Source organism: Paenibacillus taichungensis, assembly GCF_013359905.1.
Taxonomy (GTDB): Bacteria; Bacillota; Bacilli; order Paenibacillales; family Paenibacillaceae; genus Paenibacillus; species Paenibacillus taichungensis.
Genome location: NZ_JABMCC010000113.1, coordinates 24203 through 47136, shown reverse-complemented (window position 1 = coordinate 47136; position 22934 = coordinate 24203). Strand labels below are relative to the sequence as shown.

Genomic DNA, 22934 nt, shown 5'->3' with positions numbered 1-22934 from the left:
GATGGATCTCTGTGAAGAAATTAAAACGAAGCGCAAGGCTGGTTGAAATGACGCAGTACTTATTGTCTAGACCGCATACGGTTATTCCGTTGACCACATTTGCCGAACGCTATGGAGCTGCGAAGTCGTCGATCAGTGAAGATTTGGCGATTATCAAGGAAGTGTTCGAAGAAGGTGGTTCGGGAGAACTGCATACACTGGCTGGAGCAGCCGGGGGAGTAAAGTGGATTCCAAAGGTGTCCAGAGAACTGGCACTGGCTTTTGCAGAACGACTTTCTACCCAGCTCGCGCAGCCGGATCGGATACTCCCTGGTGAATATCTGTACATGTCCGACCTGCTTGGACAGCCCGCATTGATGAATGAAGCCGGCAAGATTTTTGCAACGGCCTTTGGCAACATGGATATTGATGTGGTGATGACGGTCGAGACTAAAGGGATTCCGCTAGCTTATGCTACCGGGGCCCAGCTCAATCTGCCTGTAGTGCTCGTGCGCAGGGACCATCAGGCTACGGAAGGATCGGCCGTAAGTATCAATTATGTATCCGGGTCCCATAAAAGCCTACATACCATGTCCCTATCTCGCAGGGCAATGCGTGAGCACTCCAGAGTGCTCATTGTAGATGATTTTATGAAAGCCGGGGGAACCGTCCAAGGGATGATCGACCTATTGGCCGAGTTTAATGCCACGGTAGCCGGGGTAGGCGTATTAGTAGAATCTGGATCGGTTGATTCAGAAGAACGACTGCTGACGGACTACATATCTCTGGCGAAGCTGACGGCGGTTGATGCGAAGAGCAGACACATTTCCGTTAAGCCTGGCAACTATTTTGACCTGTAGAATCATGACGAATTACATGTCGGGAAAGGTTCTTTTCCATCGACCTGGCACTAACATTGTCGAATTGTGTATTAAATAAAAAAATTCCTGAAATTAGGACATTTTTGTGGTTATAAAAAGAAGGAGTTCGCATGTGCTGTGTGGAATTATACACCAAGTTCTGATGGAAAAAGGTGGTGAACACACACATGCAAATTACGGATGTCAGACTCCGCCGTGTTAACTCTGAGGGGAGAATGAAGGCTATCGCATCCATTACCATCGATAACGAATTCGTCGTTCATGACATTCGCGTCATCGATGGCAATAACGGAATGTTTGTTGCTATGCCGAGCAAGCGGACTCCTGACGGAGAATTCCGTGATATCGCCCACCCGATCTCTTCCGGTACTCGCGAGAAGATTCAAGCAGCTGTTTTGACTGAGTATGATCGCGCAGCAACTGAGGAAGAAGTCATTGAAGAAGGTGCCTGAGAACATTATTGGGGTTCGAAGGAAAAGAGAGCCATGTCTTATGGCTCTCTTTTCTTTTTGACCGGAATAAGATATATTCAGTATTGAGTTTATTCACAGAAGAGCATTTTCGCAGCTTAAATGTTGCAAAATGTTGAAAGAACAAAAAGCGCAGCGTGCGCTTGGTAACAGGGCGGCATCTTAGGAATCATGGGAATCGGTTAAGCTCGCAGGTACACGGCGTATACATATAGGTCACGATTTGTTGGTGTCCGCGTTGTTACGCGTGATTACAGAGACAGCAGGCGATGAACAAGACCGGCGCAGGGCCGGCTGAACGTTACTCATCGGATATATACAGGTAAGGTCAAACGATGGGTTTTTCAGAACAGGAGGTCGTAAATTTTGAAAAGAATGGCAATCGTTCTTGCGGCAGGGCAAGGAAAACGGATGAAATCGAAATTGTACAAGGTACTGCATCCCGTATGCGGTAAACCGATGGTGGGTCACGTGCTGGATGCAGCTCTTCGCGCAGGCGTTGAACGCAGCGTCGTTGTGGTCGGTCATGGTGCCGAAGCGGTGCAGTCATTTTTGGGTTCCAGAGCAGAGTACGTGCTTCAGGCTGAACAATTGGGAACAGGACATGCGGTGAAACAGGTTAAATCTCTGCTCGGTAGTGAAGCAGGGTCAACCATTGTTGTCTGTGGAGACACACCACTTGTGACCAGCGAGACGCTGGAAGGACTAATGAAGCTCCATGAGAGCCGTGGAGCAGCAGCAACGGTTCTCACAGCTGAACTGGACAATCCTAAAGGGTACGGCCGCGTTATTCGCGGAGAAGATGGTTCTGTACAACGTATTGTGGAGCAGAAAGATTGCACGGAGCAGGAAGATGCTGTGAACGAAATCAACACAGGCACGTACTGCTTCGATAATGCCAAGTTGTTTGCTGCGTTGGAGAAAGTGACGAACCAGAATGCTCAGGGAGAGTATTATCTCACTGACGTGGTTGGCATATTCCGTAATGATGGAGAAGTGGTAGAAGCTTACATGTCAGATGACATCGCGGAATCCATCGGAGTTAATGATCGACTTGCCCTTTCACAAGCAGAAGCGTTCATGCGTGAACGTTTGGCGGTAAAACATATGTTGAACGGTGTTACGATCATCGATCCGGCATCGACATATATCGGGGCGGATGTTACCATTGGATCAGATACAGTATTGTATCCGGGTACCATACTCAAAGGTACAACTACCATTGGCGAAGCATGCCATATTGGTCCTCAGGCAGATGTGGAAGACAGTATCATTCAGGATGGGGTTACAATCAAGCATTCTGTATTGTCACAAGCCGAGGTTGGATCAGAAGCAACTGTAGGTCCATTTGCTTATTTGCGTCCAGGCACCAAACTGGGCCGCAAAGTAAAAATTGGTGACTTTGTTGAAGTGAAAAATGCTACAATTGATGAAGGCTCCAAAGTATCTCATCTCAGTTATATTGGGGATGCTAAAGTAGGGAAAAACGTAAATGTTGGATGTGGGGCAATAACGGTGAATTATGATGGATATAATAAAGCTGTAACGACGATTGAAGATGATGCGTTCGTAGGCAGCAATGTCAATCTGATTGCACCTGTCACGGTAGGAAAAGGCGCATATGTTGTTGCGGGCTCTACCGTTACCCATTCTGTTCCCGAAAACGATCTTGCGATTGCCCGCCCACGCCAGGAGAACAAACCTGGATATGCGGAGAAAATTCGTGGTCGTGCCAAAGCTAAGAAACAAAATGCCAAACCCGAATAAGGGGTATTGATATTAAGAATTGCCTCCCGAACATCGGGGGGTGCCGACATGTCGCAGACGCTTATAGATTCCAATGAACCAGCACGGAGGGTTTTTATTTTATGACTTATTTTGATTCGAAATTAAAAATATTTACTTGCAATTCTAACCCCAAGCTTGCCCATCAAATTGCTGATTATATCGGAATTCCTATGGGTGAATCTCACACAACCAGCTTCAGTGATGGTGAGATCCAAGTGAAACTCTCTGAGAGTGTTCGGGGCTGCCACGTTTATATTGTGCAGTCTACTTGCTTGCCGGTTAATGACAACCTGATGGAAATGCTCGTTATGATTGATGCACTTAAACGGGCATCTGCCAAGACGATTAACGTCGTTATTCCGTACTATGGCTATGCTAGACAGGACCGTAAGGCCCGTTCGCGTGACCCGATTACAGCCAAACTGGTTGCCAATCTGATCGAAAAAGCGGGTGCAACCCGTGTAATTGCGATGGACTTGCATGCAATGCAGATTCAAGGATTCTTCGATATTCCGGTCGATCATCTACTCGGCGTGCCGATTTTGGCTCAATATTTCCGCTCGAAACAGATCGAAAATCCGGTTGTTGTATCGCCTGACCACGGCGGCGTAGTGCGCGCTCGGAAACTGGCGGACTTCCTGAATGCACCTCTCGCAATTATCGACAAACGTCGTCCAGAGCCGAACGTCAGCGAAGTGATGAACATTATCGGTAACATCGAAGGTAAAACAGCAATTCTGATCGATGACATCATTGATACAGCGGGAACGATTGTACTGGGAGCGAATGCTCTGATGGAAGGTGGCGTGAAGGAAGTATACGCTTGCTGTACTCATCCAGTATTGTCCGGACCTGCGATGGAACGCTTGGAGAATGCACCACTGAAGGAAGTCATCGTAACGGATACCATTCCGATTACGCATGCTAACCCGACAAGCAAACTTAAAGTGTTGTCTGTAGCACCTTTGCTCGGAGAAGCCATTATCCGGGTTCATGAGGAATTGTCAATCAGCAAGCTGTTTGAAATTGAATAAGGATGTCTGCATAAAGTAGTAGAGGGGTTACGTTTTCCGGATCAATGGAAAATGTAACCCCTGTCGGCGTGCCGTTATATTGGAAGTGAAACAGTGCCTGCCGAATTTCTAGTATCCGGGGCGGGAGATAAAACGGAACCGGCGCCGATGAAAAAGAGTGTCGGCAATTTCGACAAATTGATTATCGAAACGAGTGATTAGTCCGATCTCAATATGGGTGTCGCGGTCATATACCTGTACAGGTACGTGATATTCCAGATGATAGATAAAATCGCTATGTTGAGTCAGTTGTCCGTTGTCTTCGCGCAAAACCCGCTCACCTTCCTGGGTTGATGAAATAATAAATGTAAACACTATATAAGATCAACTAAACATTTACACGATAACGGAGAGGACAGAAATAACTTGAAGAAGCGAAGCGTGCGCCTGAAAGCTTTCTGCAAGAAAGCTACATCGGAAGCATAAGCTATCCCCGGATTTTCACCTTTTCATAAAGAAATCAAAAAAATCTGGGGATAACAGCGATCGGAAAGTTGTTCTGTCATCGGAGTGCCAGTGTAAATACTCTTTAGTTCAAATTATATAACCAATTCGAATCTCACTTTGTTGATATTATATGAAATATAACATTCGAAGTCTATGCTTCACCTTAGGCTGATCCGAAGGAGGGAACAAGATGAAGTGGATTGTCGGCCTCGGAAATCCAGGCCCGAACTACGCTAAAACCCGTCATAATATCGGTTTTATGGCACTTGATCGACTTGCAGAGCGGCATAATATCTCCATAACGCAGAGTAAATGCAAGGCGCTGATTGGAGAAGGTGTAATTGGTGGCGTCAAAACGGTGCTGATTAAACCAATGACGTTTATGAACCTGTCCGGTGAGTCGGTAAGGGCTTATATGGATTTTTATAAAGTTAGTCTGGAGGACCTGATTGTCGTCTATGACGACATGGACACGGAAACAGGCAAAGTCAGATTGCGTTACCAGGGCAGTGCAGGTGGTCACAATGGAATCAAATCCATTATCCAGCATACCGGTACACAGCAGTTTAACCGGGTGCGGATGGGAATATCCCGACCAGAACCGGGACATGCCATTGTAGACTACGTACTGTCCAAGTTTATGAAGAACGAAAAGGAAGCACTCGATCAAACGATCGAACAGACCTGTGATGCATTGGAGTATAGTCTGGATCATACGTTTGAGCAGACAATGGCCAAGTTCAACGGGTGAACCGCTGCAACTGACACTGGAAAAATGATCAAGATTCGGGTTCGATTCAGTCTTAATGGGCATACTGGACGTATAAACCATGTTCAGGAGGCATAAACATGTCAGTGAATTATGTGTGTAGGCATTGCCGTACTTTTATTGGACGAATCGATTCTGCCCGGATAACGGAAGCGCAATTGGGCTTTCATTTCTTGACCCCCGACGAGCGGAGGGATATAATAGCGTATAATTCCGGTGGCGATATAACCGTTCGGATTACATGTGATTATTGCAAAGAAGCTCTGGAGTTCAATCCTGAGCTGAGCCTGCTTGCGAGTCCGCTTCAGTAATTAACTCGCCCGCAGCTAGAACTTATGACAGATGATGGTGGCTGAGGAATACCGCTCCACCTTTATAGCCTTGGCAGCCTGCTGAGGCTTCTTTTCAGTTGGGATGAAACCAGACTATATGTGAAATTACCCTTCAGTTACATCAAACGGATGTGGCAAAGAAGCGACTTATCCTTTATGATGAAACAGGACAAAAAGGAATTTGTATCCAATTTCTAATGTGGTGAACCTGCGCGCAGGCGTGAGATACTCAAGTAAGTTATAAGAGAGGTGCCCCTTTTGTTACAAGCACTTATACAGGCTTTTTCCAAAGATCCGGACTTCGGGTCCATTACGGCCGGGATTACATCCGGTATGAAGGAGCAATTGGTTTCGGGCTTATCCGGTTCGGCACGTCAGATTATGCTGGCTGCCTTACATCAGGAAATGAACAGACCCCTGCTCGTTGTGACACACAATATGTTTTCCGCTCAAAAAATCGCAGAAGATTTACAGGAAGCGCTTTCACCGGATCAGGTGCTGCTCTATCCTGCCAACGAACTTGTTGCCGCTGAAGCTGCTGTTTCCAGTCCGGAAACATTGGGTCAGCGTATTGACGTGTTGGTCCGTTGCGCCCAGGGATTCAGGGGCGTTGTTGTTATCCCGTTTTCCGGGGTACGGCGCTATGTTCCACTTCCAGAAGTGATGGCTAATGCTCAGATTACAATTAAACAAGGTAATACACTGGAGCTGGATTCATTCCTGTTGGAGATGGTGAAGCTCGGATATGAACGTGTAGAGCGCGTAGAATCACGCGGCGAGATGAGCGTGCGTGGTGGAATTATTGACTTCTATCCAGTCACATCGTCCATTGCGTATCGTGTGGAATTATTCGATGATGAGATCGATTCCATTCGTACATTTGATCCTGCAGACCAGCGTTCCATTGAACGAATTGATGAAGTGACGGTTCTGCCGTGCAAAGAGTTAATTGCAGATCGCGAACGTATGGAGAAGGCTGCCGATGCAGCTGTTATTTTGCTTGACCAACAGTTGGAAAAAATGACGGACCGGCAGGCGAAGCTGCGTCTGCGAGAAGAAATTCATCGCGAGATCGAACTTCTGCGGGAGCATGTGTATTTCTCCGAAATGTATAAATATATTTCACCGCTCTATCCGGAGAACAAGACGATCTACGACTACATGCCAGAAGATACGTTGCTTGTACTCGACGAGCCAGCAAGGCTCGCGGAGACGTCGAAACAGCTTGACCGAGATGAGTCGGAGTGGAATCTGCATTTGATGCAAAACGGGAAGACCCTTCCAGACCTGCATCTGTCGGCCGATGGGGATGATCTGATATATGAACGTCCATTCCAGACGCTGTTTATGTCCATCTTTTTGCGTCAGGTTCCTCATACCCAGCCGCAAAACATCCTTAACTTTATCAGCCGTGGAATGCAGGACTTCCATGGACAGATGAACGTGCTCAAAGCAGAGATGGAGCGCTGGCAGAAAGCCGGAGTTCAGGTGCTCATGCTGGCTAACGGTGAGGAAAGACTCGATCGCATGCGCCGGGTACTCATGGATTATGATATCCCTGAGCCGGAGATGCTTATTGGCAACTTGCAAACCGGATTTGAAATGCCTTCTATTCATCTGGCTGTCGTTACCGAAGGTGAGATGTTCTCACAGAAGCAGCGCAAAGTGCGCAAACCGATTCGCAATGTGGACAACGCTGAACGCATTAAATCCTATAGTGAGCTGAAAGTGGGCGATTATGTCGTTCACCAGAATCACGGGATTGGTAAGTATCTCGGGATCGGCACACTTGAGGTTGGCGGTATTCACAAGGATTACATGCATATTCTATATGCAGGTGGAGACAAACTGTCTGTACCGATTGAGCAGATTGATCTGATTCAGAAATATGTCGGTTCGGAAGAGAAAGAGCCGAAAATATATAAGCTGGGCGGTAATGAGTGGACACGGGTTAAAAACAAAGTCCGCACATCTGTACAGGATATTGCTGATGATCTAATCAAGCTTTATGCGGAACGCCAGACGTCAAAAGGCTTCGGCTTCGACAAAGACTCTGCGGAACAGCAGGAGTTCGAAGACATGTTCCCTTATGATGAGACACGTGATCAGGTGCGTGCAATTGAAGAAATCAAGAAGGATATGGAACAAAATCGTCCGATGGACCGTTTATTGTGTGGGGATGTCGGTTACGGCAAAACCGAGGTTGCGATCCGTGCTGCATTTAAGGCTGCCATTGAGGGGAAACAAGTTGCTGTATTAGTACCTACAACCATTTTGGCACAGCAGCATTATGAAACGTTCCGTGAGCGTTTCTCGGGTTATCCATTCAACATTCATGTACTTAGTCGATTCCGTTCACGTAAAGAACAGAATGAGACGGCCAAAGGCATCAAGGCAGGCACCGTCGATATCGTCATTGGTACTCATCGGTTATTGTCACAGGATCTAGTCTTCAAGGATCTTGGCCTGTTAATTGTAGATGAAGAGCAGCGCTTTGGTGTAACTCACAAGGAAAAACTGAAAAAGCTGAAAACAAACGTGGACGTGCTGACACTGACAGCGACGCCGATTCCGCGTACCCTTCACATGTCCATGCTGGGCGTTCGGGATCTGTCGGTTATCGAGACACCGCCGGAAAACCGTTTTCCGGTACAGACATATGTCGTTGAACACAGTCAGGCGCTTGTTCGTGAAGCGATTGAACGTGAGTTAGCTCGTGGTGGTCAGGTCTACTACTTGTATAACCGTGTGCAGGGAATTCAGGAGATGGCTGCCGAAATTTCCGAATTGGTCCCTGAAGCCAAGGTGGGTGTGGGGCATGGCCAGATGTCGGAAACGGAGCTGGAGAAAACTATTCTGGACTTCCTGGATGGTGAATATGACGTGCTCGTCAGCACAAGCATCATTGAGACCGGGGTGGATATTCCTAACGTAAATACGCTGATCGTGCATGACGCGGACAAAATGGGTCTCTCACAGCTTTACCAGCTGCGTGGACGGGTGGGACGTTCCAATCGGATTGCGTATGCCTATTTCACGTACCAACGGGACAAAGTGCTGACCGAAGTTGCTGAGAAACGTCTGCAATCGATCAAGGAATTCACCGAACTGGGTTCGGGATTCAAGATCGCGATGCGTGATTTGTCGATCCGCGGCGCGGGTAATCTGCTCGGAGCTGAACAGCACGGCTTTATTGCGTCTGTCGGATTCGATCTGTATTCTCAGATGCTTGCAGAGGAAATTAACAAACGCAAAGTTACGATGCTTGGCGAAGAGCCGGTGCCATCCGATCAGTGGAACACAACGCTGGATCTCAGTATCGATGCGTACTTGCCGTCGGATTATATTTATGACAGTATTCAGAAGATTGAAATTTATAAAAAAGTGGCGGTTATTGCCTCCTTCGACGATGCAATGGAACTGGAAGACGAATTGGTTGACCGATTCGGAGATCTGCCGGAAGCCGTGATCAATCTGCTGGCGGTGGCCAGAATGAAAGTCTATGGCAAGATCTACGGTATTGAATCCATCTCCCAACGCGGAGATGATCTTACAGTGAAGTTCTATGAAGGCCGAGAACATGCATTTGAGCTCTCAAAAATCGCACACATTGGAAATCAGTTCGAAAGACGTGTACAATTTGAACAAGGACCCCATATGCTTATTCATGTCAAGGGCAAAGGGCTTGGGGACAAGCAACTGATGGAGCTGGTAGAGAAATTTCTGGAGTCCATGAAAAGTGCTTTTAAATCAAAGGGGGAACTAAAGGATGTTAGCAAAGTATAAAAAAGTAGGGAAAGTACTGTCTGTGAGTATGGTAGCAGTACTGTCCCTATCACTGCTTGCTGCTTGTGGCAAGAAGGAAGAAGCGACAACGGAACCAAAGGATACAAGTGCTGTAGTCGCTACGTATGAAGGTGGTACAATTACAGCCAATGAATTTGACATGGAGCAACGGGTCATGAAATTCCTCTATCCGGAATATGCACAAATGATGGATATGGATGATTTCAAGGAGTACCTGGTAAAACAGGAAGTTGCATATGAATATTTGAGTGGAAAAGCAAGTGATGCAGCCAAAACCGAAGGTGAAAAAACAGCGACAGAGCAATTCGACAAAATGAAAGCTTCTGTTCAAGCTGACCAATGGACTGAGATGCTGAAAGCTCAGAATCTGACAGACCAGAACATTAAGGATTACATGACTCGCATTATGACGGTAATTAAGGACAAAGAAACGGGCGTTACTGAAGATGCGATTAAAGCTGAATTTGAGAAAAATAAAGATCAGTTCACAACGGCGTCTGTTCGTCATGTACTGATTAACTTTACTGATCCAAAAACGCAAAAAGAGCGTAAAAAGGAAGATGCTCTGAAACTTGCAAAAGAAGTGAAAGCCAAATTGGACGGCGGAGCAGACTTTGCTGAAATTGCGAAGAAATACTCTGAAGACACAGGTTCTGCAGAAAAAGGCGGATTGTATGAAGATACACCTGTAGCTAGCTGGGTAGATGCGTTCAAGGAAGCAGCAAAAACGCTGCCATTGAACAAAATCAGTGATCCTGTAGAGACTGAATATGGTTATCACATCATGAAAGTAGAAAAACGTACAGAAGCGGACTACGCGAAATTGACTGCTGAACAAAAAGAAACACTCAAAAGCCAATTGGCCGCTGCTGAGATCGATACATTCATGACCAGCGAACTGGACAAAATCGTAAAAGAAGTAAAACTGCCGAAAACAGACAAGGCTGAAGAAGGTACGACTGAAGGTACAACTGAAGGCACAACCGGTACAGGAACTGGTACTGAGGGTGAAAAAACCGATGCGGGTACCGATACCAAAACGGATCAAGGAACAACTGAAACCGACAAGGATACAAAAACAGATGAAAGTACAGATACAAGCGGTAAGTAAGATAGCGAATGCGTACATCCAGCTAGTACGTTTGTCTGGGTGATACACTGAACGCTTCAAATATGGACAATCATACAGAAAAGCAAGAGGGGGACTTAAGGCCTCCCTCTTGCTTTTCCTTGTATCTATGGAGCAAAGTGGGTACATGGTCGCCTTCTGTGGAAGTTTACACAACTATATTCTCCAAAGTATGTATAAGGAAATGGGAACAGATGAATACTATGGTCAAGATATCACACTAAACGTTCTGGGACTTTCCTCTACCCATTAAGGAACAGTAGTTGAAAAATCTTCTCGAGAAAGTGGGGCAACATGTGAAATGAAAGCTACTGGTATTGTCCGCCGTATAGATGACCTCGGTCGAGTGGTCATTCCGAAAGAAATCCGCCGTACGTTACGTATCCGTGAAGGCGATCCACTTGAGATTTTTGTGGACCGCGATGGAGAAGTTATTCTTAAAAAATACTCGCCGATTGGCGAACTTGGTGATTTTGCCAAAGAATATGCAGAATCGCTGTATGAAAGTACAGGCCATGTAACGATGATCTCTGACCGCGATACGATTATTACGGTCGCAGGCGGTTCCAAGAAAGAGTATCTGGACAAGCAGGTAGGTCAACTGGTGGAGAGTTGTATGGAAAACCGGAAGACGATTTTGGAGACCAACAATGGTTCTTATGAGCTTAGCAAAGATCATGACGAGACGTTATCGTCTTTTGTTATCGCCCCAATCATTTCGGGTGGTGACCCCATCGGAACGGTTATCCTTTTCAACAAGGATGAGTCGGTGAAGATGTCTCAGATGGAAATCAAAATGTCTGAAACGGCTGCCGGATTCCTTGGCAAACAGATGGAGCAATAAAAAAAGCAGATTAACTCCTGGTGCCCTGAGGGCAACCAGGAGTTTTTGCATTTTAGGGAAGCTGTAGACCGTGTGGATGATGTCCTGAAGGACAGAATACCTGGAAGGGTTAGTCTGTGCGCCTTTGGACAGGTATAATAACTAGGTATACTTTGGAGAAAGAACGCATGGACATACGCAGGAGGGACATATGAAACAGTTGTCTACAGGCTCAAGATTGCTTCAGGGCGCATTTGTACTTGGGCTTGCCGCCATTATATCCAAAATCATTGGTGCTTTTCAGAAGATTCCGCTACAGAATCTGGGGGGAGACGGTGTTTTTGGCATCTACAACACGGTGTACCCGTTCTATATGCTCATCATTACCATTGCTGCTGCAGGGCTGCCTGTGGCTGTATCCAAATTCGTAGCCGAGCAGAATGCACTTGGTCGACCGGAAGAAGGCAGGAGGGTTATACGCTTGTCCTCGATGCTGCTCGGTGGAATTGGACTGGCGCTGGCTTTGTTAATGTATATCGGTGCACCGCTTATTGGAAACCTGATTGGTAACGGAAGTGTCGTACCGTCCATTCGGGCAGCTTCGATGGCATTGTTGTTTGTACCGGTGATGACAGGCTTGCGCGGATATTTCCAAGGGTTGCAGCAAATGGTGCCTACAGCGGTATCCCAGGTGGTAGAGCAGACTGTACGGGTCACGGTGATGATTGTTCTGTTGTTGTGGCTCATGGGACGGGACGCTTCATTGGAGACTATAGCAGCTGGAGCTATGATTGGCTCAGTGGCAGGAGGGCTTGCCGGATTAGTTACGATGCTTGGATATGTGTACCATCATCGACGGAAAAATGGGGAAAGGCTCGCTGTTATGAAAAGTACTGAGGCAGCTGGGCAAATGGAGAAAAACAAAGAACACCGAAGCGTGGGGAGCAGCCTTCTGCCTGAGGAGCGGCGATCCAACGGTGAGTGGATGCGGACGCTACTGATCTATGCCATTCCGGTCTGTCTTGGATCATTGGCTGTGCCATTGATGAATCTGGTGGATACCTTTACGGTACCCCGCTTGTTAAGACGAGAAGGGCTGGATGAGCTTCAATCCATGGTGTCCTTCGGAATTTACAACCGGGGATTTCCGCTGGTTCAGTTAGTCACGATGCTTGCCACGTCACTGTCTGTGCTCTTTATTCCGGCGATGGCCGAAGCCCGACTGAAAGGCGGGCCAGAAGCCGTGAGGCAGCAAGCAGGCCTTGCGCTGCGTTGGTTCTGGTTAATTGGCCTGGCGGCATGCGCAGGTTTGGCGGTGCTGGCAGAGCCGATTAACCGCATGCTGTACGGGGATGCCGCAGGCACCGAAGCCCTGCGGTACATGGCGCTGACGGCTGCGGGCAGCACCGTCAGCATTATCGCGGCGGCGCTGCTGCAAGGTCTTGGCGCCGTGCGCGCTCCTGCGTTCAGCATGCTGGCCGCCGCAGGCGTCAAGGCGCTGCTGAACGTCATGCTTGTGCCGGCGCTGGGCATCAGCGGCGCGGCCCTGGCAGGCGCAGTCGCCTACATGCTGGCGGCTGGCCTGAATGTGGCGCTGCTGGCGCGACTTGTCGCCCTGCGCCCCGCTCCCGGCGCCGTCTTGGCGAAGCCGGCGCTGGTTATCGCCGCCATGAGCGTGGCGGCGGCAGGCACGGCCTGGGCCGCCGAAGCTCTGCTCGGCGGCATCGGTATCGCGGCCGACCGCAGGCTAGCCGCGATGGGCGTGAGCCTGCTTGGCATAGCTGCAGGCTCGGCCGTGTTCTTGCTGGTAGCGGCCCGAACGGGACTGCTGACCGCCGCAGAGCTGGCGGCCGTGCCCAAGCTGGGGCCGCTGCTAGCCAAGCTGCTGCGCAGACTGCGTGTGCTGCGCTAACCCTCACGTTGCGCTGCTACACGTAGCGCCACGCCGTCCATTCACCCCGGCTCTCGCATTCTAAAGCGGAGCACCGGAGGTTGAATGAGTCACACCGTGTCATATGCAAATGCAATTATAGGATAACGTCTAATTCTGGTATAATACGTGTAATTATAGAGCCCTGTCCTGTACTATTATGACGCATCCTCGAGTTGGTTTTGATCAAGGATGGAAAGTCGGGACAGGATAGTTCGGATGGAGGCTTATAAAGATGAGTGCAGCTTTGACAGTAGTCGGTCTTGGATCTGGAGATGCAGATCAGCTGACGGTAGGAATCATCAAAAAAATGAAGCATGCAGCGATGCTGTATGTACGCACACTGGATCATCCCGTATTGAATGATCTCAAGCAGGAAGGATTGGAGATGACATCCTTTGATGCCATCTATGAGGCGAAGGATTCTTTTCCGGAAGTGTACGACGAAATTGCAGACCGGCTGATTGAGGCCGCACGTAAGGGCGAGCCGGGTACCGAGATCGTTTATGCCGTGCCAGGGCATCCCATGGTCGCTGAAGCGAGTGTACGCCTGTTGAAGGAGCGCTGCCCACAAATGGGCATTTCGCTGCGCGTTATGGGCGGGGAAAGCTTTCTGGATGAGGCGTTTATTCGTCTTGGATTCGATCCTATTGAAGGGTTTCAGCTTCTCGATGCCAGCAGTCTGAATACGGAACTGGTGCAGCCGCAGCTTCATACCTTGATTGGACAAGTATATGATGTGTTTACCGCTTCCGACGTTAAACTGTGCCTGATGGACGTTTATCCTGACGATTATCCGGTATTTGTCGGACATGCCTTGGGTGTACAGGGACAGGAAATCATACACAAGGTACCGCTGCATGATCTGGACCGGATTGAAGGGTACGGTAATCTCTCATTGATATATGTGCCCAAAAATACGGATGACGCGCTTCGTCGGCGCTCCTTCGCACGACTTCATGAAATCGTGAATATTCTTCGCAGTCCAGGCGGCTGTCCATGGGATCAGGAGCAGACCCACCAGTCGATCCGCAAAAACCTGATTGAGGAAACCTATGAAGTTATTGAAACGATTGATGAAGATGATCCTGATCACATGAAGGAAGAGCTAGGTGATCTCCTGTTGCAGATTTTGCTGCACTCCCAGATGGAAGAAGAGGTTGGCACGTTTAACGTGTACGATGTTATTGAAGGATTGAACGACAAGCTAATTTTCCGTCATCCGCACGTATTCGGTGAACAACAGGCAGGGAATGCGAATGAAGCGTTGCAAAACTGGGAACAGATGAAGGCAGAGGAGAAAAAGCGCAAGGGACAGGATCTACAGCAGACTTCTGTGCTGGACGGCATTCCCCGTGACTTGCCCGCCTTGATGAAAGGGTACAAATTACAGAAAAAAGCGGCCAAAGTTGGCTTCGATTGGGATGACGTGGAAGGTGTCTTTGCCAAGATCGAGGAAGAACTGGCAGAGCTAAAAGAAGCGGTACAGCATAACCAATCTGCTGAAGAGCGGAAGTTGGAACTGGGCGATTTATTGTTTGCAGCGGCCAATGTTGCGAGATTTATTGATACAGATCCGGAGGAGGCGCTTGCCGCCACCAATCGGAAATTCATTCAGCGTTTCCAGTATATCGAGGAGCGTCTACGTGAACAGGGAAGAACTCCTTCAGACAGCAATGTCGATGAAATGGAGAAATACTGGCAGGCAGCGAAAAAGGCTGGATTGTAAAGGGTTCTGGCATTTTGGGCGCTGATCCGATATCATTAGTTGCATCATGCGTATCGTTGTCGAAGCATCTCGAGCGAATTGCACAAGAAAGCGTGTGATTAACGGAGAGGTGTTTCGGGTACTGGACTTAGACTGTTCTTGGGCAGGACCGACAAAAAGTGAAAAAAAGTCGAAGACCGAGGCAGGATTTCAGATGCCAAGCCAGAATACATGTGTAGTAACCTTGCGCGGAGCCAGCAGCAGCAGATCTGTTGTCACGGATTCGCAGATACTTTTTTTTCAATTTGGGAGGCTTTTAAAAATGAACAAAACAGATCTGATTAACAACATTTCCACCAAAAGCGGTTTGACTAAAAAAGACGTTGAGTCCGTATTGAACGGCTTTTTGGGAGAAATTACAGATGCACTTGCCAGCGGAGACAAAGTACAACTGATCGGCTTTGGCACTTTTGAGACCCGCAAACGTTCCGGTCGTACCGGACGTAACCCACAAACAGGGAATGAAATCGTGATTCCTGAGTCCACCGTTCCTGCGTTCAAAGCAGGCAACAAACTTAAAGAAGCCGTAAAATAATGCGTCTTGATAAATTCCTGAAGGTCTCTCGGCTGATCAAACGCCGCACCGTAGCCAAGGACGTTTCCGAACAGGGACGTGTGCTGGTGAACGGACGTGAAGCGAAGCCAAGCGCCGCTGTCAAAGTGGGCGATGAGCTTACGGTTCAGTTCGGTCAAAAGCTGGTCACCGTGAAGGTGGAGCGTCTTGCAGAGAGTACCAAGAAGGATGAGGCGAGCAGCCTCTACACCTTGGTTAAGGAAGAGCCGATCGCCAAGGATAACGGTCTGAACTGGTAACAGGGATGCCTGATATACTTTTCTACAACATTCATTGCAAAATGAAGAGAAACGCCTTTCCCGTGCAGGGAAGGGCGTTTTTGTGTTCCACTGTTATCCGGACAATTGCTTTCATCCAACCTTGGTTCTATTCTGCACTTCTGATCCATAAGCTAGGGTTAAGAAGGAGGGGTACATGCCATGGTTGAGCAAAGTAAGACGAAACAGCATCATCTGAGCATGCAGAATCGGAAACTGCTGGATCTGACGGGTGTCTCCAATGTGGAGAGCTTCGACAGTGAGGAATTTTTGCTGCAAACTGAACTTGGGCATCTGACCATCCGGGGGCACAATTTACATATCAAAAACCTGAGCCTGGAGGACGGTTTGTTATCCATCGAGGGCACTGTCAGTTCTCTTCAATATCTGGACCCCGGTTCTCAGTCCAAAAACGGTAAAGGCCTGTTCGGCAAGATGTTCCGATGAGTCCGGATACTCAATGGATCACATTGATGTGGATGCTGATGTCGGGAGCCGTGATGGGGATGGCCTACGACAGTTACCGGGTACTGTCCGGTCAGCTGCGGTTCCCGAGATGGAGCGTCCACACGCTAGATCTGTTGTATTGGGTCGCTTCCGCGCTGTTTGTCTTCCGGATGCTGTACGCCGGGAACCACGGACAGCTGCGGTTTTATGTCTTTTTGGGGCTGATTATAGGGGTTTGCTTCTATTTTTGGCTTTTAAGTGTTACAACCCAGCGTTTTGTGGTAATGTTAATTAAACTCGCAAGAACGCTGATTCATTGGTGTGGACATATCCTTAACATCCTGATCGTTATGCCCGCTAAAGGACTATACAAGCTAGTGCGCGTATTATTTGGTTTTGTACTCGCCATACTGTTATTCCTGGGTAAGCTGGTGCTGCAATGTTTGGTACCTTTCGGCAAGTTGTTCCGCTGGATGTTTAGGCCAATCCTGAAACATTGGGTTACGCCACGCTTCCTGATCCGTGCGGGTTCAAGTATCGCAGCGATGTGGAAACGCTGGTTTTAAGGAGGTCCGATAATGGGTAAAACACCTATGAACAAATCAAAAGCTCCAGCAGGCCAAGGAAAATCTGCAGGTGCCAAAAGGCGTCTCATGCTATGGATGACCTTTATGGTTGTGTTTATCATTTGGGCAGGATATACGTTCCTTGTGCAGACTGCGCAAATTTCGGACAAGAGTTCTCATCTGGCTGCCCAGCAATCTTCAAAGGAAGAGACGTTGAAGAAGCTGGCTCAATTGAAGTACGAAGTCAGTCGGTTGAAGGATCCCGAATACATAGGACAGCTGGCTCGGAAAAAAGGATACTATCTGCCTGAGGAAACACCAATTCAGGTTGAAGAGTCAGGGAACTGATGTAATTTGGCTCATTATTGAGCAAGGATTGTTATCTATATGTCTGAAGCCGTTATACCGGAAAAAATAGGCTACCTTAAGGGGTAGTGCTCAGTTGACCTTGGTTTGCGGCATAAGGTATAATTAAATTAGCACAGCATTGATTTTGGCATTCAAAAAATCGGGTTGTATATTTTTAAGGGAGGATCATTTTATTCTATGGCAATTGAAGTGGGCACCAAGTTAGAGGGCAAGGTGACAGGCATCACGCATTTTGGAGCATTTGTGGATCTGTCAGGAGGTGTCACGGGTCTCGTTCACATCTCGGAAATCGCCGACAATTATGTCAAAGATGTCAACGACCACCTGAAGCTTAATGACCTCGTTACCGTTAAGGTCATCAACGTTGACAAGGATGGCAAGATTGGGCTTTCCATTAAGCAAGCTGTTGACAAACCGGTTGAGCAACAAACACAGTCCAGACCCCCGAGAGCTCCTAGACCGGAACGCAGTGGAGGAGATCGCGAACGATTCAGCGGCGGAGGCCCAAGTGGTGGCCAAGGTCGTGGTGGCGGCGGTGGATTTAACCGTGGTGACCGCGGAGGCCGTTCTTTCAAGCCCGCAGCAGGCAAACCTTCATTTGAGGATAAAATGTCACGCTTCCTGAAAGATAGTGAAGAGCGGATCTCTTCGCTGAAAAAGAACACAGAAGGCAAACGTGGTGGCCGTGGAGCCAAACGCGTGTAATCTGGTTCAACCTGATTTAAAATATAAGAAAAACCGTTAGCCTTGGGGCTGACGGTTTTTTTGCGTTTGTTTTTAATGTTGGGGTTTAACCGTTCAGATATAGACATTTAACCGGATTCATAGCCGTTTTTGTAAAGTGAAGCTCCATATCCCCAGTTTTTCTGCGCAGGAAAAAAAGTACATAAGAACATTTGTCGTCTACCATTTTTTACCGACAGGTTTCCGTGGCATTCCACAGGTATCCTGCTCAAATCGTGGCGATGACGAACCGCGTCCGGTTCAAAATCAGACAAGTGCCTTGTCGGCAAGGGTCTGGGCAAATGGATGAAACCACAATAAGGCCGGGGGTTTCGCACCACCGCGCCGCGTCTGTTTCTTTTGTCGTAAAGTTTTTGGACCCTACCCACCAATTGTGACAAACTACGTCTTCTATTCTATCTATAATCAGAACCATCGAGAACGAAACACGAAAATTAAATTAATCGAATGGGGTGCCTTGAGGATGATGGAAAAGTGGAATGTCATTCAATTTCCGGGAATGAAAGCTGGTAAAGGAGGTACAGAAGCTCGGGAGGAGCTTTCGGTACGCCTAAAACAGTGGATTAGCTCCCGCAAGGCCGTCCAGATCGTTGCTGCACGTAAATGGGTGCTGCTTCTTACCTTTATGGGATTTTTGCTGGGCAAGGCCATGATTCTGAATGAATTATCGCCCTTTGCGATTGCTTACTTTGCGGTTATCGCCTTCATGCGTAGGGATTACATTATTCCGGTAGGGGCTGCGTTGCTGGCAGGAAGTCTCTTCGCTCCGTTTCCGGTACCTCTGATTGTTGCTTCGGAGCTCGCCATCTTCTATCTGTTGTTCAGAGGACTGGAGTCTTATGACCGCGCTGAATTATCTTATGCGCCAACGATGGTGTTTACGACTACTTTTATGGTCAAGTTATTCGCCGTCGTTATTGGGCCGTCTTTCAGCTGGTACGCCATGCTAATGCTCACGATGGATTCCGTACTCAGCTTTGTGCTTACCCTGGTTTTCATACAGGCCATACCGATCTTCACGTATCGCAAAAAAAAATTCAACCTAAAGAACGAGGAGATCCTCTGTCTGATCATCTTGCTGGCTTCCGTGATGACAGGGGCGGTGGGCTGGACGATCCAGTCCCTGTCTGTAGAGCATATGCTCTCCCGGTATCTCATTCTGATCTTCGCGCTGGTGGGCGGAGCCCCCCTCGGAGCCTCGGTTGGGGTTATTACTGGCCTCATTCTGAGTTTGGCCGATATGTCGGCGGTATATCAGATGAGTCTGCTTGCTTTTGCTGGCATGCTGGCAGGTATGCTCCGGGAAGGAAAACGTGCGGCTGTTGCTCTGGGCATGCTGCTGGGTTCCTCTATTCTATCCATATATCTGGGTGGACCGGGAGATGTCATGAATTCTTTATGGGAGACATGTGCAGCCATTGTTTTGTTTATGTTAACGCCAAAAAGTATGCTGACGGCCATATCCAAATATGTTCCTGGCACGCAGGATCATACGAAGTCGCAGCATGAATATGCGAAGAGAATACGTGATGTCACCGCAGAACGGGTTACCCGCTTCTCGCAGGTATTCCGTCAGTTGTCACGCAGCTTCGATCAGATGTCTGGCGCGGGGGAGCCGGTACAGAACGAAGGCGGGATGGAGCACTTCATGAATGCCGTAGCCGAAGGCACATGTTCGGGTTGCTTTAAGAAGGCCCAATGCTGGGATGCGAAGTTTATTCAGACCTATAAATATATGACAGATGTGATGAGTTCCATTGAAGCCAACCCGGAGATGTCAGGCAAGCAAATTCCGGTGGAATGGAACAGGGTATGTGCGAAACCGGAGGAGGTACTTGAAGTGATGCGCGCCCAGTATGGTCTGCATCAACATAACATGCAATGGAAACGTCAGATTATAGATAGTCGACAGCTGGTTGCAGAGCAATTATCAGGGGTATCCCAGGTAATGGAGGACCTGGCGAAAGAAATTCAACGGGAAAGTGAGGAGATGGTACAACAAGAGGAGCAGATTCGAGATGCGCTTGAATCGTTAGGTCTGTCCATACATTCTATTGAAATTATTAATCTGGAAGCGGGGAATGTGGAAATTGAGATTGTTCATGCCTATACACGCGGATTTGACGAGTGCCGGAAAATGATCGCTCCGCTGATCTCAGATGTACTGGACGAGCATATTGCCGTCTTGAATGAGACGATGCTTGACCCTCGCCAAGGGCTGGCGACAGTTACCTTTGGCTCTGCCAAAACTTTTGAGATAACAACGGGTGTTGCCGCCGCCGCCAAAGGGGGAGATGTGATGTCCGGGGACAGTTTCAGTACAGTTGAACTGGGTAACGGGACCTTTGCAGTTGCGCTTAGCGATGGCATGGGCAATGGGGAACGGGCACGCATGGAGAGCAGTGCTGCACTAAATATACTGGAGCAGTTGTTACAGTCGGGCATGGATGAGAAGTTGGCGATCAAATCGGTGAATTCCGTTCTGATGCTGCGTTCTCCTGAAGAAATGTATGCAACGGTGGATATGGCTCTGATCGATGAATATACGGCAGAGACCACGTTTATGAAAATCGGATCGACTCCAAGTTTTATTAAACGAGGGCAGGAGGTTATTCAGGTTTCGGCAAGCAATCTGCCGATTGGTATTATCAAAGATATTGAGGTGGATCTGGTAACCGTACAGCTTCAGCCAGGGGACGTTTTAATTATGATGACAGATGGTATCTATGATGCGCCGGGGTATGCCGTCAACAAAGAACTATGGATGAAGCGGCTCATTCAGGAAATTGATAGTGACGATCCTCAGGAATTAGCAGACTGTCTGCTTGAAAGTGTTATTCGTTATCAGCAACATGAGATCTATGATGACATGACTGTAATTGTAGGCAAAATAGAACATTATCGCCCGGAGTGGGCGACATTAAGAGTCCCCGGAATAAGCCGGATGGAACGTCCACGTACCGTTAGTTAATTGGATATTCCTCTGTTTGAAGTCTCTTCATTCTGGCAATGCTAGTCATAGAGTTGGAGAGTAACCCAAAACGGAGGGATATCGGATGAAACAAATCTTGTTGATCACCGACGGTTGTTCCAATGTAGGTGCAAGCCCGGTGCTGGCTGCGGCGGAAGCGCGGGAAGAGGGAATTACGGTCAACGTGGTCGGTGTTATTGATTATGGAACCATTGGTGAGTTAGGTAGTCGAGAGATCGAGGATATTGCCAAAGCCGGGGGTGGAATCAGTCAGATCGTAGGTACCAGGCAGCTTGCCCATACGATGCAGATGATGACAAGAAAAACAGTGGTTCAGACCATTCAACAGGCGGTTAATAGAGAGTTAACACAAATTCTGGGAGAGCACGAGCCCAAAACGGTAACCGACCTTGAACCGGCTAAACGTGCACAGGTGGTTGAAGTGATGGAGGATATGGCGGAGACAACACCGCTTCAAGTCGTTCTTCTCATTGATGTAAGTGCCAGTATGAAGCCGAAGCTTGCTGCTGTGGAGGAAGGGATTCGGGATTTAATGCTTAGCTTGCAGGCACGTATGGGTCAGAGCCATCTTTCCGTCTTTCATTTTCCTGGACGACATAGCGGAGAAGAAGCTGTCATGGACATCGACTGGACAGTTGACCCGAGCCGTGTTCGTTCGCTGTTTGGACGTTTGCAAATGAAGGGAGCGACGCCGACAGGTCCTGCGATTCAAAGGGTGATTGATTTTTACCGTTATGGTACACTGGAGGGACAGCAGGAAATAGAAGGGAACTATCGCATTGAAAGAGAAGGGATGCTCGGTGACAACGTTGTCTGACGCCTCTTTCCCGCCAGGAACAGTCATCACAGGGAAATGGAATCGCAGCCGCTATACGATTCGGAAGCTGCTGGGCAAAGGAGCCAACGGCATCGTTTTTCTTGTCCAGCGGGGTGAGAATGGCAAACATTATGCGCTTAAAATGGGATTTGACCCAGTAGATCTGCAATCGGAAATTAATGTGCTCAAATCTTTTCAATTACAGCGTAATCATGAGGCCCTTCGACAGAGTGGCATTCCTTCTTATCTGAAAGATGTGGATGACTACGCCATTCGTGGTCGTGATATTCCCTTTTATGTGATGCGTTACGTTCGGGGGGAATCTCTGCACCACTTCATTCGGCGTCAGGGAACGGATTGGACACTTCTGGTTGGACTCAGACTATTGCAGAAGCTGGCTCAATTGCATCAGGCTGGATGGGTGTTTGGCGATCTCAAACCCCAAAATGTACTGGTATCGGATTATGGGCAGGTAGAACTTATCGACTATGGCGGAGTGACTTCTATCGGCCGGAGCGTCAAGCAGTTTACTGAATGGTATGATCGCGGATTCTGGAATGCGGGTAGCCGAACAGCAGATGGTACCTATGATGTGTTTGCTTTTGCGCTATTATTGATTCATGTACTTGAAGCTGATGCACTCAAAGCGCTGGCTGCAGAAGGATTACCCCAACTGCGAAGTGTAAACCAGCTTACAGCCCTTGTGGAGCGCAGCGAACGTCTTCGCCCCTTTCGAAACTGGACTATTCAGGCATTACGAGGTCAGTTTCAGGATGCCGGACACGCGGCTAAGGTCTGGAAAGAGATGATGGCACGCCCTTCTCCTCTTCGCCGACGTTCCAAAAGTACAACACCGCGTTGGCTCAAAAATGCATTTGCTGTATCCGTTATATTACTTATCGGGGTACTCATCTATGCACTGCGATTCTGACCTGTGAGAGTGCATATACATAACGTAAGGAATGAGGAACA

At 48.2% G+C, this 22934-nt stretch carries 21 protein-coding genes; 20 read left to right on the top strand and 1 reads right to left on the bottom strand.

The features are described 5' to 3' along the window. The first annotated feature begins 11 nt into the window (after positions 1-11). The 4 genes from purR (at position 12) to HP548_RS18960 (ending at position 4152) form a co-directional block, all read left to right on the top strand. Complete coding sequence (purR, locus tag HP548_RS18975; protein ID WP_053778929.1) at positions 12-839, top strand: pur operon repressor; 828 nt, start codon at positions 12-14, stop codon at positions 837-839. A 188-nt stretch (positions 840-1027) separates the two neighbouring features. After that, positions 1028-1312 (top strand): septation regulator SpoVG, encoded by a 285-nt coding sequence (gene spoVG / locus HP548_RS18970; RefSeq protein ID WP_017691372.1) that lies wholly within the window; start codon positions 1028-1030, stop codon positions 1310-1312. Between the two features lie 393 nt (positions 1313-1705). Then, a complete protein-coding gene (gene glmU, locus HP548_RS18965) occupies positions 1706-3097 on the top strand; it encodes a bifunctional UDP-N-acetylglucosamine diphosphorylase/glucosamine-1-phosphate N-acetyltransferase GlmU (RefSeq protein ID WP_205525115.1) in 1392 nt (463 codons plus the stop codon). A 101-nt stretch (positions 3098-3198) separates the two neighbouring features. Further along, the gene (locus HP548_RS18960) at positions 3199-4152 is read left to right on the top strand and encodes a ribose-phosphate diphosphokinase (protein ID WP_017691370.1); all 954 of its coding nucleotides are present in this window, start codon (positions 3199-3201) and stop codon (positions 4150-4152) included. A 108-nt stretch (positions 4153-4260) separates the two neighbouring features. Here HP548_RS18960 and HP548_RS18955 read toward each other — a convergent pair whose 3' ends face one another. Continuing rightward, the gene (locus tag HP548_RS18955; RefSeq protein WP_343054887.1) at positions 4261-4506 is read right to left on the bottom strand and encodes a hypothetical protein; all 246 of its coding nucleotides are present in this window, start codon (positions 4504-4506) and stop codon (positions 4261-4263) included. Between the two features lie 322 nt (positions 4507-4828). On the opposite strand from HP548_RS18955, the gene pth reads away from it, so the two are divergent. The 16 genes from pth to HP548_RS18875 all read left to right on the top strand — a co-directional run bounded on the left by pth (position 4829) and on the right by HP548_RS18875 (position 22893). Next, entirely contained in the window at positions 4829-5389 is a 561-nt protein-coding gene (gene pth / locus HP548_RS18950) for an aminoacyl-tRNA hydrolase (RefSeq protein ID WP_063567548.1), read from the top strand. A gap of 98 nt (positions 5390-5487) precedes the next feature. Further along, positions 5488-5718 (top strand): anti-sigma-F factor Fin family protein, encoded by a 231-nt coding sequence (locus HP548_RS18945; RefSeq protein ID WP_024633714.1) that lies wholly within the window; start codon positions 5488-5490, stop codon positions 5716-5718. Between the two features lie 279 nt (positions 5719-5997). Then, complete coding sequence (mfd, locus tag HP548_RS18940) at positions 5998-9525, top strand: transcription-repair coupling factor (RefSeq protein WP_076292118.1); 3528 nt, start codon at positions 5998-6000, stop codon at positions 9523-9525. Beyond that, positions 9509-10657, top strand: coding sequence for a peptidylprolyl isomerase (locus HP548_RS18935; RefSeq protein WP_175382522.1), 1149 nt, complete (start codon positions 9509-9511; stop codon positions 10655-10657). The genes mfd and HP548_RS18935 overlap by 17 nt, the downstream gene beginning before the upstream one ends. Before the next feature lie 319 nt (positions 10658-10976). Beyond that, positions 10977-11519, top strand: a complete 543-nt coding sequence (gene spoVT, locus HP548_RS18930; RefSeq protein ID WP_076292120.1) for a stage V sporulation protein T — start codon at positions 10977-10979, stop codon at positions 11517-11519. Positions 11520-11709: 190 nt separating this feature from the next. Then, positions 11710-13410, top strand: a complete 1701-nt coding sequence (locus tag HP548_RS18925; protein WP_175382521.1) for a putative polysaccharide biosynthesis protein — start codon at positions 11710-11712, stop codon at positions 13408-13410. 253 nt (positions 13411-13663) lie between these two features. Continuing rightward, positions 13664-15157 carry a bifunctional methyltransferase/pyrophosphohydrolase YabN gene (yabN, locus tag HP548_RS18920; protein ID WP_175382520.1) on the top strand — a complete coding sequence of 498 codons (1494 nt, stop codon included), beginning with the start codon at positions 13664-13666 and terminating at the stop codon, positions 15155-15157. A gap of 301 nt (positions 15158-15458) precedes the next feature. Beyond that, positions 15459-15731: an HU family DNA-binding protein gene (locus HP548_RS18915; protein ID WP_017691362.1), complete on the top strand. Its 273-nt coding sequence runs from the start codon at positions 15459-15461 to the stop codon at positions 15729-15731. Then, positions 15731-16009, top strand: coding sequence for an RNA-binding S4 domain-containing protein (locus tag HP548_RS18910; protein WP_024633720.1), 279 nt, complete (start codon positions 15731-15733; stop codon positions 16007-16009). Before HP548_RS18915 ends, HP548_RS18910 begins: the two co-directional genes overlap by 1 nt. A 180-nt stretch (positions 16010-16189) precedes the next feature. Beyond that, positions 16190-16474 carry a sporulation protein YabP gene (gene yabP / locus HP548_RS18905; protein WP_053778920.1) on the top strand — a complete coding sequence of 95 codons (285 nt, stop codon included), beginning with the start codon at positions 16190-16192 and terminating at the stop codon, positions 16472-16474. Next, positions 16471-17040, top strand: coding sequence for a spore cortex biosynthesis protein YabQ (gene yabQ / locus HP548_RS18900; RefSeq protein ID WP_024633722.1), 570 nt, complete (start codon positions 16471-16473; stop codon positions 17038-17040). The genes yabP and yabQ overlap by 4 nt, the downstream gene beginning before the upstream one ends. Positions 17041-17052: 12 nt before the next feature. Next, the gene (locus HP548_RS18895) at positions 17053-17388 is read left to right on the top strand and encodes an FtsB family cell division protein (protein ID WP_076292123.1); all 336 of its coding nucleotides are present in this window, start codon (positions 17053-17055) and stop codon (positions 17386-17388) included. A gap of 198 nt (positions 17389-17586) precedes the next feature. Further along, positions 17587-18114, top strand: coding sequence for a S1 domain-containing RNA-binding protein (locus HP548_RS18890; RefSeq protein WP_076292124.1), 528 nt, complete (start codon positions 17587-17589; stop codon positions 18112-18114). Positions 18115-18616: 502 nt separating this feature from the next. Then, a complete protein-coding gene (gene spoIIE, locus HP548_RS18885) occupies positions 18617-21124 on the top strand; it encodes a stage II sporulation protein E (RefSeq protein WP_175382519.1) in 2508 nt (835 codons plus the stop codon). 85 nt (positions 21125-21209) lie between these two features. Next, complete coding sequence (locus HP548_RS18880; RefSeq protein ID WP_076292125.1) at positions 21210-21962, top strand: vWA domain-containing protein; 753 nt, start codon at positions 21210-21212, stop codon at positions 21960-21962. Continuing rightward, entirely contained in the window at positions 21946-22893 is a 948-nt protein-coding gene (locus HP548_RS18875) for a serine/threonine protein kinase (protein ID WP_024633727.1), read from the top strand. The genes HP548_RS18880 and HP548_RS18875 overlap by 17 nt, the downstream gene beginning before the upstream one ends. The last annotated feature ends 41 nt before the right edge of the window (positions 22894-22934 follow it).